Origin of the sequence: Pseudomonas sp. TH34, from assembly GCF_016650865.1 — a bacterium.
GTDB lineage: Bacteria > Pseudomonadota > Gammaproteobacteria > Pseudomonadales > Pseudomonadaceae > Aquipseudomonas > Aquipseudomonas yamanorum.
Genome location: NZ_JAEKFB010000032.1, coordinates 118,586 through 132,879, shown reverse-complemented (window position 1 = coordinate 132,879; position 14,294 = coordinate 118,586). Strand labels below are relative to the sequence as shown.

Below are 14,294 nucleotides of genomic sequence, written 5' to 3'. Positions count from 1 at the left end.
TTCCTCCGGGTTGGAAAATGAGAGTTAGTGTTTGCTGGCGCCTGCGGCACCAATGCCGGTCATGGAGCGAATGAACTGCGCCAGGTAACGCCCGCGCTCAATGGCGGCGCGGGGCGAGCGGTCGGTGACGGAAAAGACCCAGGCGCTGAAAAACGCCAGGCTCATGGAAAACAGGGCCGGGTTGGAATAAGGAAACAGCGCCTTGTCGTAATGCAGCACGTTGACCCACACCGCCGGGCTCAACACCAGCAGCACAATGGCCGAGACCAGTCCCGCCAGGCTGCCGGTCACCGCGCCACGGGTGGTCAGGCCCCTCCAGTACATCGAGAGGAACAGCACCGGGAAATTCACCGAGGCGGCGATCGCCAATACCAGGCCGGAAAGGAATGCAATGTTCTGCGACTCAAACAGCAGGCCGAGGATGATCGCCAGCACGCCGATGCACAGCGTGGCGATGCGCGACACGCGGATTTCCTGCTGCTCGCTGGCCTGGCCCTTGCGGATCACGCAGGCATACAGGTCGTGGGACACCGCCGACGCGCCGGACAATGCCAGCCCGGCGACCACGGCCAGGATGGTCGCGAAGGCCACCGCCGAAATGAATCCGAGGAACAGGTTGCCGCCCACAGCCTGTGCCAGGTGCACGGCGATCATGTTGCCGCCGCCGATGATCGCGCCGTTGGCATCCCGGAAGCTTGGGTCAGTACCCACCATCACGATAGCGCCGAAGCCGACGATGATCAGCAGCAGGTAGAAGTAGCCAATGAAACCGGTGGCGTAGAACACGCTCTTGCGCGCTTCCTTGGCGTCACTGACGGTAAAGAAGCGCATCAGGATATGCGGCAGCCCGGCGGTGCCGAACATCATGCCCAGCCCCAGGGAAATCGCATCGATCGGGTTCGACAGCAAGCCGCCCGGCGCCATGATCGCGCTGCCCTTGGCATGCACGGCGGTAGCACCGGCGAACATTGCCTCGGTGCTGAAGCCGAAATGCTTGAGCACCATGAAGGCCATGAAGGTGGTGCCGAACAGCAACATCACCGCTTTGATGATCTGCACCCAGGTGGTGGCGAGCATGCCGCCGAAGGTCACGTAGAACACCATCAGCACGCCCACCAGCATCACCGCGTACAGGTAGTCGATGCCGAACAGCAGCTCGATCAGCTTGCCGGCGCCGACCATCTGCGCCACCAGATACATCAGCGCCACGGTCAGGGTGCCGAAGGCCGAAGTCAGGCGCACCGGGGTCTGCTCCAGGCGGTAGGACACCACATCGGCAAACGTGTATTTGCCCAGGTTGCGCAGGCGCTCCGCGATCAGGAACAGGATGATCGGCCAGCCGGCCAACACGCCCAGGGCGTAGAGCAGGCCGTCATAGCCGTTGAGGAACATCATCGCCGAGATGCCGAGGAATGACGCCGCCGAGATCATGTCGCCGGCAATCGCCAGGCCATTCTGGAAGCCGCTCATGCCGCCGCCGGCAGTGTAGAAGTCGCTGGCGGAACGGGTGCGCAGGGCGGCCCAGCGAGTCACGCCGAGGGTGAACAGCACGAACACCAGGAACATGCCGATGGCGTTCCAGTTCAGTGGCCGGGATGCGCCGTCGGCGGCGACTGCAAGGTCCGTGGCCAATGCCAGCGGCAGGAGAAACCACGCTACCAGCCGGCTCATGCTGTGCACTCCTGCTTGAGTTTGTCGTTCAGCGGGTCGATCACATGGTTGGCGCGGTACACATAAAAGCCGGTCAGCGCGAACGCCAGCAGCACAATCACCACACCCACCAGCATACCCACGGTGGTCACGCCACCGCTCAACGACTGCCCGAGGGTAGCCGGGGAGAACGCTACCAACAGCACAAACCCGAAATAGATCACCAGCATGATCAGCGACAGCGACCAGTACAGGTTCTGTTTGCGGCGTACCAACTGGATGAAATCGGGATGTCGACGGATGCGCTCGATATCGTCGGGGGTCATGGTGGTGTGCTCCTTTTTATTGTTGTTGTGGTTAAGCCTGCGTCCTGTAGGAGCGAGCTTGCTCGCGAAAAACCTGAGGGCGCCGCGTTGATTCAGGCTACCCGCGTCATCGTTAACGATCTTCGCGAGCAAGCTCGCTCCTACAGGGGAGCGGTGTGTCCTTAAAACTGATCGAAATCCAGTACCACCTTGTCGCTGACCGGGAATGCCTGGCACGACAGCACATAGCCGGCGGCCACTTCGTAGTCTTCGAGGGCGTGGTTGCTGTCCATCTCCACTTCGCCTTCGATCACCTTGCACTTGCAGGTGGAGCACACGCCGGCCTTGCATGAATACGGCAGCTCGGCGCCCTGGGCATTGCCCGCGTCGAGGATGCTCTGAGTGTTGCGGGGCAGGTCGAAGGCGAGGGCGCGGCCGTCGCTGATCACGGTGATCTGGCTGACCGCCGCATCCACTTGCCGCGCTGCCTCACGGGCCTCGCGCTTGTGCTGGCTGCCGGCGGCGGCGAACAGTTCGAAATGGATGCGCTCCGGTGCCATGCCCTTGGCCTTGAGGCTGTCGCGCACGGTCTCGGTCATCTCCTGCGGGCCGCAGATGAAGGCCGCGTCGAGGGCTTTCACGTCGAGCCAGCGGGAGAACAGTTGCTCGCACTTCTCGGCATTGATGCGGCCGTTGTAGAGGTCGACATCCTGCTGCTCGCGGCTGAACACGAAGATCAGGTTCAGGCGCTGCAGGTAGCGGTTCTTCAGGTCTTCCAGCTGTTCGCGAAACAGTGCACCGGAGCTGGAGCGGTTGCCGTACAGCAGCGTCACGCGGCTGTGGGGCTCGGTTTGCAGGGTGGTCTTGATGATCGACAGGATCGGTGTGATACCGCTGCCGGCCGCCACTGCCAGGTAATGGCCGTGGCGAGCCGGATCAAGGTCTACATGGAAATGCCCGGCGGGTGGCATCACTTCCAGGCTGTGCCCGGCCTTGAGCTGCTCATTGGCAAACGCGGAGAACCGCCCACCGGCCACGCGCTTGATGGCGATGCGCAGTTCGCCGTCATTGACCCCGGTGCAGATCGAATAGGAACGGCGCACTTCCTCGCCATCCAGCTGGGTGCGCATCACCAGGTGCTGGCCCTGGGTGAAGTGGAAGCTGTCTTGCAGGTGCTGCGGAATCTCGAAGGCGATGGACACCGCGTCACGGGTCTCGTTGCGCACATCCTTGATGGTCAGGCTGTGAAATTTGCTCATTGTTGTTCTCCAACCAAGCGGGCCGCTGGCCCCTCAGATGCACTTGAAATAGTCGAACGGTTCCAGGCAATCGCGGCAGCGGTGCAGCGCCTTGCAGGCGGTGGAGCCGAATTCGCTGAGCACTTCGGTGTGGGTGCTGCCGCATTGCGGGCAGGCAATCACCGGGCTTTCTCCCAGCAGGCTGCGTTTGCTGCTACTGCCTTGGGGCGGTGCGATGCCGTAGGCCCGCAGGCGTTCGCGGCCGCTGCTGGTGATCCAGTCGGTGGTCCAGGCCGGGGTCAGCTTGCGTTCCAGTTGCGGGGCGCGGAAACCTGCCAGCTCCAATGCATCGCGGATATCGCCCTCGATCACTTCGGTGGCGGGGCAGCCGGAGTAGGTCGGCGTGACCACCACATGCAAGTGGCCGGCCTGCCAGTCCAGGTCGCGCACTATGCCCAGGTCGACCACGCTCACCACCGGCACTTCCGGGTCCATGACCTGCGCCAGGGTGGCCCACGCGGCAGCCAGGTCGGTGGGTTGCGCCGGGCGTGCGCCCTGGTCGCTGGCGATCAGCTCACCAGGTTGCATCGGGGTACGCTCGGGGCAAAAACTGCATTTCCGCCAACAAAATTCCCAGGTGCTCGCTGTGCAAACCGCGGCGTGCATCCAGGTAGAAATAGCTAGCAGCAGGCGGCAGGGGCAGGGTGGCGCTGGTAAAGATTTCGCTGACCTGGGTTTGCCACGCTGCGGCAACCTGAGCGGCGTCCGGCGTAATGCCGGCGGCGTGCAGGCGCTGTTCACTGTCGTCGGCGCCGGTCAGTTCCACGGTGAACCGCCACAGCTCGGGGATCGCCGCGAGCATGCGTTTATGGCTTTCCTCGGTGCCGTCCCCGAGGCGCTCCACCCACTCGCCGGAGCGGCGCAGGTGATAGGTGACTTCCTTCACCGCCTTGGCCGCGATGCCGGCGATGCGTTCGTCGCTGGATTGGGCCAGGCCGCTCAACACCGGCAAGTGCCAGGCGTCATACAGGAATTGCTTGAGGATGGTCACCGCGTAGTCGCCATTGGGTTGTTCCACCAGCAGCAGGTTGCGATAGGCCCGCTCATCCCGGCGGAAGGCCAGGTGATCGGCGTCGCGCCCGTCGTCCAGCAGCTCGGCGGCGTATTCCAGCCAGTTGCGCGCCTGGCCCACCAGGTCGAGGCCGACGTTCATCAGCGCCAGTTCTTCTTCCAGCGCCGGCGCATGGCCGCACCACTGGCACAGGCGCTGGCCCTGGATCAGGGCGCTGTCGCCGAGGCGCAGCAGGTATTCGATCAGATCGGTTTCAGGGTTCATGGTCGACCTCACATATGCCCGACTTCGGCCGGCAACTCGTAGAAGCTGGCGTGGCGGTAGACCTTGTCATCGGCCGGGTCGAACAGCGGGTCTTTCTCGTCCGGCGACGAGGCGGTGATCAGCGCGGAAGGCACTACCCACAGGCTCACGCCTTCACTGCGGCGGGTGTACAGCTCCCGGGCGTTTTCGATGGCCATGGTGGTGTCGGCGGCATGCACGCTGCCCACATGCTTGTGATTCAGGCCGTGCTTGCTGCGCACGAAGACTTCAAACAGGGTCCATTCAGACATAACGGTGACTCCACATCAGGTGGCCGATCAGGCGGCGTTCTTGTTCTGTTTTTTACGGGCGTGGGCGACGGCGGCTTCGCGTACCCAGGCACCGTCTTCAATCGCCTTGCGGCGGGTGGCGACGCGTTCCTGGTTGCACGGGCCGTTGCCCTTGAGCACTTCGTAGAACTCGCTCCACTGGATCTCGCCGAAATCGTAATGGCCGCGTTCGGCGTTCCACTTCAGGTCCGGGTCGGGGCAGGTGCAGCCCAGCAGCTCCAGCTGCGGGATGGTCTGGTCGATGAAGCGCTGGCGCAGTTCGTCGTTGCTCTGGCGCTTGATTTTCCAGGCCATGGACTGGGCGCTGTTGGGCGAGTGTTCGTCGCTGGGGCCGAACATCATCAGCGATGGCCACCAGAGGCGGTTGATCGCGTCCTGGACCATTTCTTTTTGCGCCTGGGTGCCCTGGCGCATCATGGTCAGCAGCAGTTCGTAGCCCTGGCGCTGGTGAAAGCTTTCTTCCTTGCAGATGCGCACCATGGCCCGGGAGTAGGGGCCGTAGGAGGTGCGCTGCAGTACCACCTGGTTGACGATGGCGGCGCCGTCTACCAGCCAGCCTACTGCGCCCATGTCGGCCCAGTTCAGGGTGGGGTAGTTGAAGATGCTGGAGTACTTGGCCTTGCCGCTGTGGAGCTTGGCGATTTCTTCGTCGCGGTCGGCGCCCAGGGTTTCCATGGCGCTGTAGAGATACAGGCCGTGGCCGGCTTCGTCCTGGATCTTGGCCATCAGTTGCAGCTTGCGTTTGAGGGTGGGGGCGCGGGTGACCCAGTTGCCCTCGGGCAGCATGCCGACGATTTCCGAGTGGGCGTGTTGGGAGATCTGGCGGATCAGGGTTTGACGGTAGGCGTCAGGCATCCAGTTCTTGGCTTCGATCTTGATTTCGGCGTCGATTTTTTCCTGGAAGGCGCGTTCCTGGTCGGACATCTCGGAGAGGTCCTTGATGCGCTTTACTCCGGTTTCTACAAGCTGTGCGTACATGGGGGGTCTCCCGCCTTGTGTTTTGTCGTAGGCATGGAGGACTTTATAAGCGATACGGAAATTAATATCAAACACAAAATATGGTGTCGTTATTTGATTTTGTATCGCTTTGCGGGAAGGGAGCAGATATCTGTCGCTACGGTAACGGCGGCATAGGGTTCCCGGTCATCGTGGTAAGCAGGGCCAGTAGGCAAAAAACAGGGCCGCTTTATGTGGGAGCGGGCTTGCTCGCGAAGAACCTGAGTGCGCCGCGTTGAATCAGGATGCCCGCGTCATCGTTAACGACCTTCGCGAGCAAGCCCGCTCCCACATTTGAACCGTGTGCGCCTTTGATTTTGCTGGTGCTCTACCCCCAGCCCAAAAAACGAGCAAAAAAAAGCCCCGCAAATGCGGGGCCAAAAAGGTGCAGCAGTCATGCTTTAGGGCGACGATCCATCACATGGCATGCCTTCCCCTCAGACCGCTTGATCGAATGCAGCGGCTGCAAAACGATGCGCGAGCTGATCCCGATATACGTCTTGATGTGCCTGCTCAGTTCGCTGGAGACGGCTTTCTGTTGTTCAGCATTGAGGTGCTGATGCTCAGCCTTGAGCTCCACATGCACATCCACACTGTCCAGGTTGCCATTACGATACAGATGTATCTCATAACATTCTGAAAGCTGTTTTATTTTAAGCACCTGCTCCTCGATCTGCGTGGGAAACACATTAACCCCGCGAATGATCAACATGTCATCACTGCGCCCGGTGATCTTGTCGATCCGCCGCATCGGCCGCGCAGTCCCCGGCAGCAACCGCGTCAAATCCCGGGTACGGTAGCGAATCATCGGCAGCGCCTCCTTGCTCAAGGAGGTAAACACCAGTTCTCCCATCTGCCCGTCCGGCAGCACCTCACCCGTCACCGGGTCGATGATCTCCGGGTAGAAGTGATCCTCCCAAATGGTCGGGCCATCCTTGGTTTCCGCACACTCCATGGCCACCCCAGGCCCCATGATTTCCGACAGCCCGTAAATATCCAGCGCCGTAATCCCCAGTCGCGCCTCGATTGCACTGCGCAGCTCGGCAGTCCACGGCTCGGCCCCAAAGATCCCCAGTCGCAACGCCAGCTTCTGTGGATCAATGCCCTGGCGCTCGATTTCATCGGCAATGTTCAGCATGTACGAGGGCGTGACCATGATGATGTCCGGCTGGAAATCCTTGATCAGTTGCACCTGTTTTTCCGTCTGCCCGCCGGACATCGGAATCACCGTACAACCCAGGCGTTCCGCGCCGTAGTGGGCACCAAGGCCGCCGGTGAACAGCCCGTAGCCATAGGAAATATGCACCTTGTCGCCACGTCGCCCACCGGCCGCGCGGATTGAGCGGGCCACCACATTGGCCCAGGTGTCGATGTCGTTCTGGGTGTAACCCACCACCGTCGGCTTGCCGGTGGTGCCGCTGGACGCATGCAGGCGCACCACCTCGTTCATCGGCACGGCAAACATGCCGTAGGGGTAGCTGTCCCGCAGGTCGCTTTTGGTGGTGAAGGGGAATCTGGCCAGGTCCTCCAGGGACTTGATGTCGTCCGGGTGCACCCCCAGCGCGTCGAAGCGTTGACGGTACAACGGCACATTCTGGTAGGCGTGGCGCAGGCTCCAGTGCAGGCGCTCCAGTTGATGGGCGCGCAGTTCGTCGACGCTGGCGGTTTCCAGCGGGTCCAGTACGGGGTTAAGCACGGCGTTTGGAATAGGCATGTTCATGAGTTCACTCGAATTATTTTTGTGTATCAGCCCACCGCACACTGCGGGCTTTGAGTGCATGCCCCAAGGATACCGCTAGGCTCCCCGGGAATCGCGAATCTTTAGTCGGACAGGCGCTCGATGATCAGCGCGATGCCCTGGCCTACACCGATGCACATGGTGCACAGGGCGTAGCGGCCTCCACGTTCCTCCAGTTCATGCAGGGCGGTGGTTACCAGCCGTGCGCCGCTCATCCCCAGCGGATGGCCGAGGGCGATGGCGCCGCCGTTGGGGTTCACCCGTGGGTCGTTGTCCCCCAGGCCCAGCTCGCGCAGCACCGCCAGGCCCTGGGCGGCGAAGGCTTCGTTGAGTTCGATCACGTCCATGTCCGCCAGGCTCAGGTTGGCCAGTTCCAGCACCTTGCGGGTCGCCGGCACCGGGCCGATGCCCATGATGCGCGGTTCCACGCCGGCGGTGGCCATCGCCACCACCCGGCCACGGGCGACCAGGCCGTGACGCTTGGCAACTTCCGCGCTGGCCAGCAGCAGGGCGCAGGCGCCGTCGTTGACCCCGGATGCATTGCCGGCGGTGATGCTGCCACCTTCACGGAATGGCGTACCGAGTTTCTGCAGTTGCTCAAGGGTGGTGTCGCCGCGGGGGTGTTCGTCGTGTTCCACCACCTTGGCCGGGCCTTTGCGCTGGGGGATCTCCACCGCGACGATTTCCCTGGCCAGGCGCCCGCTGGCCTGGGCGGCGGCTGCACGTTGCTGGCTGCGCAGGGCAAACGCGTCCTGGTCGGCGCGGGAGATATTGAACTGCTCGGCGACGTTTTCGGCGGTCTCCGGCATCGAGTCGATCCCGTAGGCCTTTTTCATCAGCGGGTTGACGAAGCGCCAGCCGATGGTGGTGTCGTATAGCTGTGCGTCGCGGGAAAACGCCTGCTCGGCCTTGCCCATTACCAGCGGCGCACGGGACATCGATTCCACGCCGCCCACCAGCATCAAGCCAGCCTCGCCACAACGAATCGCCCGGGCCGCGCTGCCGATGGCGTCCAGCCCCGAACCGCACAAACGGTTGAGGGTGGTGCCCGGCACGCTCACCGGCAGCCCGGCCAGCAGCGCCGACATGCGCGCCACGTTGCGGTTGTCTTCGCCGGCCTGGTTGGCGCAGCCGTAGATCACATCGTCGACGCTGCTCCAGTCCACTTGCGGGTGGCGGCGCAGCAGTTCGCGCAGCGGCACCGCTCCGAGGTCGTCGGCGCGCACACTGCTCAAGGCACCGGCGTAGCGGCCGATCGGGGTGCGGACTGCGTCGATGATCAAGGCGTCATTCATTCGGATTCTCCTGCGCCAGCACCGTGCCGCGCACTTTGTAGGATTTGCCATGGAACAGCGCAATCAGCTGGCCCAGTTGGTTTTCGATACGGACGTCGTAGTTGCCGGTGCGACCCGAGCGGCTTTGCTCGCGGCAATCGGCACTCAAGGTGTCGCCCAGGTGGGCCGGGGCGATGTAGTCGATGCTGCAGCCCAGCGCCACGGTGGCATCGTTATAGCTGTTGCAGGCCAGGGCGAATGCCGAGTCCGCCAGCGCAAACAGATAGCCGCCGTGGCAGGTGCCGTGGCCCTGGATCATGTCGGCGCGCACGCTCATGCCCAGTCGTGCGCAACCCGGCGCCACCGAGAGCAGGCGCATGCCCATGCCCTGGCTGGCGGCATCGCGGCTGAACATGGCCTGGGCGCACTGGTTGGCCAGGTTTATGGCTTCATGGTTGGTCATGTGGTGCGCTCCTTTCAGTGGCCCTTGAAGCTTGGGCTGCGTTTCTCCATGAAGGCGGCGACGCCTTCGCGGTAATCCTCGCTGCGCCCGGCCAGGCGTTGCAGGTCGCGCTCCAGCTCCAGCTGTTGGTCAAAGCTGTTGCTCAGGCTGGCGTTCAGGCTGCGCTTGATCAGCGCCAGGCCGTAGGTCGGTTGCGTGGCCAGGTGGCGGGCCAGGGTCAGGGCTTCGTTGCGCAATTCGGCGTCGTCCACGCAGCGGTAGATCAGGCCCCATTGCTCGGCCTGCTCGGCGCTCAGGCGATTGCCCAGCAGGGCCAGGGCCTTGGCGCGGGCCATGCCCACCAGGCGCGGCAGGGTCCAGGTGCCGCCGGAGTCGGGGATCAGGCCGATCTTGCAGAAGGCTTGAATGAAGTTCGCCGAGCGGGCTGCCAGCACCAGGTCGCAGGCCAGGGGGATGTTCGCGCCGGCACCGGCCGCCACGCCGTTGACCGCGCAGATCACCGGCAGGGGCAGGTCGCGCAGTTGGCGGATCAGCGGGTTGTAGAACTTCTCGATGGATTCACCCAAGTCCGGCACCGCGCTGCCGGGTTCCACGTTGCGGTCGCTGAGGTCTTGCCCGGCGCAAAAGCCGCGGCCTTCACCGGTGAGCAGCAGCACGCGCACGTCGGGGTTTTCCTGGACCCGCTTCAACGCTTGCTGGACTTCGCCGTGCATCTGCGTATTGAAGCTGTTGAGCTGGTCGGGGCGGTTGAGGCTGAGCAGGGCGACGCCGGCCTCGATGGAAAACAGGATGTGTTCGAAGTTCATGGTCGTGAGGCCCTCACGGTGCACGCTCGGCGGTCAGCCGGCTCATTATTGGATCGGCGTGGTCAGCCGGTTTTGCCGGAGTATAGCTTTAACGTGATACATAAATGCAACGATAAAATTGATTTGGTGTGTCTTGTTTTGGGTTTGATAAAAATGAATTGCTCACTGTGTTGGTCGATAAATACTTGATAAATCCCCTATTTCATTGGATTTAAGTCGAATATTGACGGCGCCATATCACGTCAGGACGACACTTGATCCAAGCGATACGCTTTTTCAGCTTTGTGCTTGTAAAAATGATGTGATACAAAATAAACCAAGATCGGCATCGCTTTGCGAATACGCCATAAAAGGAATCCCCATGACTTGCTACAGCCTCGACGGCCTGACCCCGGTGGTCGACCCCACGGCCTACGTCCATCCCTCGGCGGTACTGATCGGCGATGTGATCATCGGCCCCCATTGCTATGTGGGGCCGCTGGCGAGTTTGCGCGGCGACTTTGGGCGCATCGTCCTCGAAGAAGGCGCCAACCTGCAGGACACCTGTGTGATGCACGGCTTCCCGGACAGCGACACGGTGGTCGAGCGCAACGGCCATATCGGCCACGGCGCCGTGCTGCACGGTTGCCGGATCGGCACCGATGCGCTGGTGGGCATGAATGCGGTGGTGATGGACAACGCCCGTATCGGCGCTCGCTCATTCGTCTCGGCGGCGGCGTTCGTCAAAGCCGGTTTCGAGTGCCCCGAGCAGTCCCTAGTGATGGGCACGCCGGCCAGCGTCAAGCGCAGCCTCAGTGATGAAGAGGTGCACTGGAAGCAAACCGGCACCCGCGAATACCAGCGCCTGGCCCAGCGTTGCCTGGAGCAGATGCAGGAATGCGCACCCCTGAGCGCACCGGAAGCTGATCGCCCACGCATCAGCGACAGCGGCCTGCGGCCCAAGGGCAGATGAATCGCCTGCATCCCGACGCCGCTAAAAACGGTATATTTTCTCTTTTTGCCTCGGTACGCCCATGTCGTCACTGACACCCCTGAACCAACTGATTACCCGCTTCCAGGAGCAGACGCCGATTCGCGCCAGTTCCTTGATCATCACCTTGTACGGGGACGCCATCGAACCCCACGGCGGGACGGTGTGGCTGGGCAGCCTGATCCAGTTGCTCGAACCCATCGGCATCAATGAACGGCTGATCCGCACCTCGATCTTTCGCCTGACCAAGGAAGGCTGGCTGACCGCCGAAAAAGTCGGGCGCCGCAGCTACTACAGCCTGACCGGTGCCGGGCGTCGGCGTTTCGACAAGGCCTTCAAGCGGGTCTATAGCTCCAGCGTGCCGGCGTGGGATGGTTCGTGGTGCCTGGTGATGCTCACGCAGCTGACCCAGGACAAGCGCAAACAAGTGCGTGAAGAGCTGGAGTGGCAAGGTTTTGGTGCGATTGCCCCGACCGTGCTGGCCTGCCCGCGCAGTGACCGCGCCGACGTCAATGCCACCTTGCTCGACTTGGGTGCGCAGGAAGACACCATCGTCTTCGAGACCACCGCCCAGGATGTACTGGCCTCCAAGGCCCTGCGGGTGCAGGTGCGCGAGAGCTGGAACATCGAGGAGCTGGCGGCCCATTACAGCGAGTTCATCCAACTGTTCCGACCGCTCTGGCAAGCGCTTCGCGAGCAGGAACAGCTACAGCCTTCGGATTGTTTCCTGGCACGGGTCCTGCTTATTCATGAGTACCGCAAACTGCTGCTGCGCGACCCGCAATTGCCCGACGAATTGCTCCCCGGCGATTGGGAAGGCCGCGCCGCCCGCCAGTTGTGCCGCAATATTTACCGGTTGATCTACGCCAAGGCCGAGGAATGGCTGAACAGCGCGCTGGAAACTGCCGACGGCCCGTTGCCGGACGTGGGCGAGAGTTTTTACCGGCGGTTCGGGGGCCTGAAATAAGGAGCGACGCTGTTCAGGAGAACGGGTGGAGTGAGGTGGCGTAGAGAATAAAAATAAGCCTGCGTGAGGCCTGAACATGATGTCTTCAATTGCACAGCGCTGTGACGGGTTCGACCAATGGATCCATCAGATCAATCAGATCTGTGGCGCATTCGATGGGCAAATCCTGGGGGATGGTTTTTCCGGGCAGATCCGCGAGTACCAGAGCGGCGCGCTGAAACTCAGCTTTGTCGACGCCTGTCAGGCGCGGCTGTTTCGTACCCCCAGCCAAATCGCGGCGGGCGAGGGCGGCAAGTACTTTGCCGTGTTCCAGCTCGACGGCACGGCGGGCATGGCCCAGGGCGACAGCAAGGCGCTGTTGCGCGCCGGCGACATTACCCTGATCGATGCGGCGCACCCCAGCGACTTCACCTACAGCGAGAATTCGCGGCAGTTGTCGTTGATCCTGCCGTCGTACCTGGTGGAGCAGACCTTGCGTTTCAACCCGGTCAAATGCGGGCACCGCATCGAGGCGGCGTCGCCGATGGCGATGCTGTCCCGGCAGCTGATTCTGGAGGCCACCCGGCAAGACAACCTGACCTTGCAGGAAAGCGAGGCGACGCTGGAGGCGATCATCAACCTGCTGCGCCCGGCGATCAGCCAGGCGGGTGAGGGCAGCGACGCCCATGAGCGAGTGTTCCGCAAGACGCTGGAGTGCATTGACCAGCATATTCGCTCCGAAGAGCTGTGCCCCGAGTGGCTGGCGCGGGAGGTGGGAATGTCGGTGCGCGGGCTGTACCGGATCTTTGCCCGCAAGGGCCTGGTGGTGGCGCGGTACATCAAGAACCGGCGTCTGGATTTGTGTGCTGAATCCCTGCGCCAATCCAGGGTGGAGGAAAAACTTTCGGTGTTGGGGTACTCGTGGGGGTTTTCGGATTCGAGTTATTTTTCGACGGCGTTCAAGTCACGGTTCGGCATTGCGCCGGGTGAGTACCGCAAACAACACGCCTGATCAAAAATGTGGGAGCGGGCTTGCTCGCGAAGGCGGTGGCCCAGCCAATATTGATAGCGACTGACACACCGCATTCGCGAGCAAGCCCGCTCCCACATTTGGATCGCGTTTCGTTCAGTTGGGCATTCCATCTTCAATGGCAATCCCTTGCGCCCGCATCTCGTTGATCAACCCCGCCCTTGTGCCCGGCAGATTGAGCATCGCTTTGTGCCGCAACTCAGTGACTTCCTCAGCGCTGTAAGGCTTGTAATCCACCGGCGTACTCTTGCCCGCCATCCCGTCCGGGCGCATCAGCCAGTTCAGCAAATCCGCCAGTTGCCCATCGTTCAGCGCCGACTGCGACATCCCCGGCACTCGTACCAAAAACTCCCGACCACCCGGCACCTTCAGAAAGTTGCCGACAAACCCGGTCATCCTCGGCGTGTCGTTCGCCGCCGAACCCATGCCGCTGCCCAGATGGCAGCCGGCACACTGCAGCTGATAGTTGGTCGCCACGCTGTACCCGGCCTGGGCAATCGGCGTTTGTGGCGACTCATTCCCCGGTGCGTGCTTCTGGTTTGGATTGGGAATGGCCCGAGCCTGGGCGAGCGGGGCGGCCAGTGCACATACCAGCCCCAGCAATAACAACCTGTGCATGACGATCACCTTAGTGTGTCGGGGCGGATGGCCTGGACCAGCCGCCCCAATCGGGCTAAACCGCGACGCCGCGAATGATCGAGACCGTGCAGTGGTAGATGTGGGATTTGGCCGCCAGGCACCAGTTCACATCGTTGTTGTTGAACGGTCGGTATGCCGGTTCTTCGCTGTCGTTACGCGTGCACGCGCACTGCGCGCAGCTTTGCTTACCGCAGCAGTCGTTATAGGAAATGATGTAGTCCTTGCCGTCCGCCGGGTTGCGGCAGGTGCCGATCCAGGTCACCTGGGACGCCTCGGTGCCCGGTGGGCAAGAGGTCACCGAACCGCCACAGCAACTGCACAAGAAACCGTCGATGGAGCAGTATCGCCAGTAGTCGCAACTGTTCGGGTCGCCCGGATCACCGGCTTTCGGGTTATCGGCAGCCAGCGCCTTGCTGGTGCGGTCCAGGGGCAGCAGCAGGGGCAATGCGGCGCCTGCGACCATCAGCGAGCCCATACGGGCCAACAGTTTGCGTCGCGACGTGGTGTCGGCCAGGCGACGGGTCGAGCGCTCGAATAACAGATCCAGCAATTTCATGAGAGTCTCCCTGCCTTA

General features: G+C 62.3%; 16 protein-coding genes. 3 read left to right on the top strand and 13 right to left on the bottom strand.

Translation table 11 applies throughout. The features are described from left to right. Positions 1-24: 24 nt before the first annotated feature. The 11 genes from JFU58_RS24895 to paaG form a co-directional block, all read right to left on the bottom strand. Positions 25-1,671, bottom strand: coding sequence for a cation acetate symporter (locus JFU58_RS24895; RefSeq protein ID WP_177027476.1), 1,647 nt, complete (start codon positions 1,669-1,671; stop codon positions 25-27). After that, complete coding sequence (locus JFU58_RS24890) at positions 1,668-1,976, bottom strand: DUF485 domain-containing protein (protein ID WP_003208907.1); 309 nt, start codon at positions 1,974-1,976, stop codon at positions 1,668-1,670. The genes JFU58_RS24895 and JFU58_RS24890 overlap by 4 nt, the downstream gene beginning before the upstream one ends. Positions 1,977-2,137: 161 nt before the next feature. Continuing rightward, positions 2,138-3,214 carry a 1,2-phenylacetyl-CoA epoxidase subunit PaaE gene (gene paaE / locus JFU58_RS24885; RefSeq protein ID WP_201142633.1) on the bottom strand — a complete coding sequence of 359 codons (1,077 nt, stop codon included), beginning with the start codon at positions 3,212-3,214 and terminating at the stop codon, positions 2,138-2,140. 33 nt (positions 3,215-3,247) lie between these two features. Next, positions 3,248-3,781: a 1,2-phenylacetyl-CoA epoxidase subunit PaaD gene (gene paaD, locus JFU58_RS24880; RefSeq protein ID WP_003208903.1), complete on the bottom strand. Its 534-nt coding sequence runs from the start codon at positions 3,779-3,781 to the stop codon at positions 3,248-3,250. Further along, positions 3,768-4,529: a 1,2-phenylacetyl-CoA epoxidase subunit PaaC gene (paaC, locus tag JFU58_RS24875; RefSeq protein WP_003208901.1), complete on the bottom strand. Its 762-nt coding sequence runs from the start codon at positions 4,527-4,529 to the stop codon at positions 3,768-3,770. Before paaC ends, paaD begins: the two co-directional genes overlap by 14 nt. An 8-nt stretch (positions 4,530-4,537) precedes the next feature. Beyond that, on the bottom strand, positions 4,538-4,819 hold the full coding sequence (paaB, locus tag JFU58_RS24870) for a 1,2-phenylacetyl-CoA epoxidase subunit PaaB (RefSeq protein WP_003208899.1): 282 nt from the start codon (positions 4,817-4,819) through the stop codon (positions 4,538-4,540). A 27-nt stretch (positions 4,820-4,846) separates the two neighbouring features. Further along, entirely contained in the window at positions 4,847-5,836 is a 990-nt protein-coding gene (paaA, locus tag JFU58_RS24865) for a 1,2-phenylacetyl-CoA epoxidase subunit PaaA (RefSeq protein WP_201142632.1), read from the bottom strand. Positions 5,837-6,248: 412 nt separating this feature from the next. After that, complete coding sequence (gene paaK, locus JFU58_RS24860; RefSeq protein ID WP_201142631.1) at positions 6,249-7,574, bottom strand: phenylacetate--CoA ligase PaaK; 1,326 nt, start codon at positions 7,572-7,574, stop codon at positions 6,249-6,251. A gap of 101 nt (positions 7,575-7,675) precedes the next feature. Next, on the bottom strand, positions 7,676-8,887 hold the full coding sequence (pcaF, locus tag JFU58_RS24855) for a 3-oxoadipyl-CoA thiolase (RefSeq protein WP_063029023.1): 1,212 nt from the start codon (positions 8,885-8,887) through the stop codon (positions 7,676-7,678). Beyond that, on the bottom strand, positions 8,880-9,329 hold the full coding sequence (paaI, locus tag JFU58_RS24850; protein ID WP_201142630.1) for a hydroxyphenylacetyl-CoA thioesterase PaaI: 450 nt from the start codon (positions 9,327-9,329) through the stop codon (positions 8,880-8,882). Before paaI ends, pcaF begins: the two co-directional genes overlap by 8 nt. 14 nt (positions 9,330-9,343) lie before the next feature. Next, positions 9,344-10,135 (bottom strand): 2-(1,2-epoxy-1,2-dihydrophenyl)acetyl-CoA isomerase PaaG, encoded by a 792-nt coding sequence (paaG, locus tag JFU58_RS24845; RefSeq protein ID WP_201142629.1) that lies wholly within the window; start codon positions 10,133-10,135, stop codon positions 9,344-9,346. Positions 10,136-10,496: 361 nt separating this feature from the next. On the opposite strand from paaG, the gene paaY reads away from it, so the two are divergent. From paaY to feaR, 3 genes are all read left to right on the top strand, one after another. Further along, positions 10,497-11,087, top strand: coding sequence for a phenylacetic acid degradation protein PaaY (gene paaY / locus JFU58_RS24840; protein WP_134326259.1), 591 nt, complete (start codon positions 10,497-10,499; stop codon positions 11,085-11,087). Between the two features lie 61 nt (positions 11,088-11,148). Next, complete coding sequence (gene paaX, locus JFU58_RS24835; RefSeq protein WP_063029029.1) at positions 11,149-12,072, top strand: phenylacetic acid degradation operon negative regulatory protein PaaX; 924 nt, start codon at positions 11,149-11,151, stop codon at positions 12,070-12,072. Between the two features lie 76 nt (positions 12,073-12,148). Next, positions 12,149-13,063: a transcriptional regulator FeaR gene (feaR, locus tag JFU58_RS24830; RefSeq protein ID WP_008431054.1), complete on the top strand. Its 915-nt coding sequence runs from the start codon at positions 12,149-12,151 to the stop codon at positions 13,061-13,063. Positions 13,064-13,177: 114 nt separating this feature from the next. On the opposite strand, the gene JFU58_RS24825 is transcribed toward feaR, so the two are convergent. After that, a complete protein-coding gene (locus tag JFU58_RS24825) occupies positions 13,178-13,699 on the bottom strand; it encodes a hypothetical protein (protein WP_063029033.1) in 522 nt (173 codons plus the stop codon). A 55-nt stretch (positions 13,700-13,754) separates the two neighbouring features. Then, the gene (locus JFU58_RS24820; RefSeq protein WP_003208877.1) at positions 13,755-14,276 is read right to left on the bottom strand and encodes a methylamine dehydrogenase light chain; all 522 of its coding nucleotides are present in this window, start codon (positions 14,274-14,276) and stop codon (positions 13,755-13,757) included. Positions 14,277-14,294 lie beyond the last annotated feature (18 nt).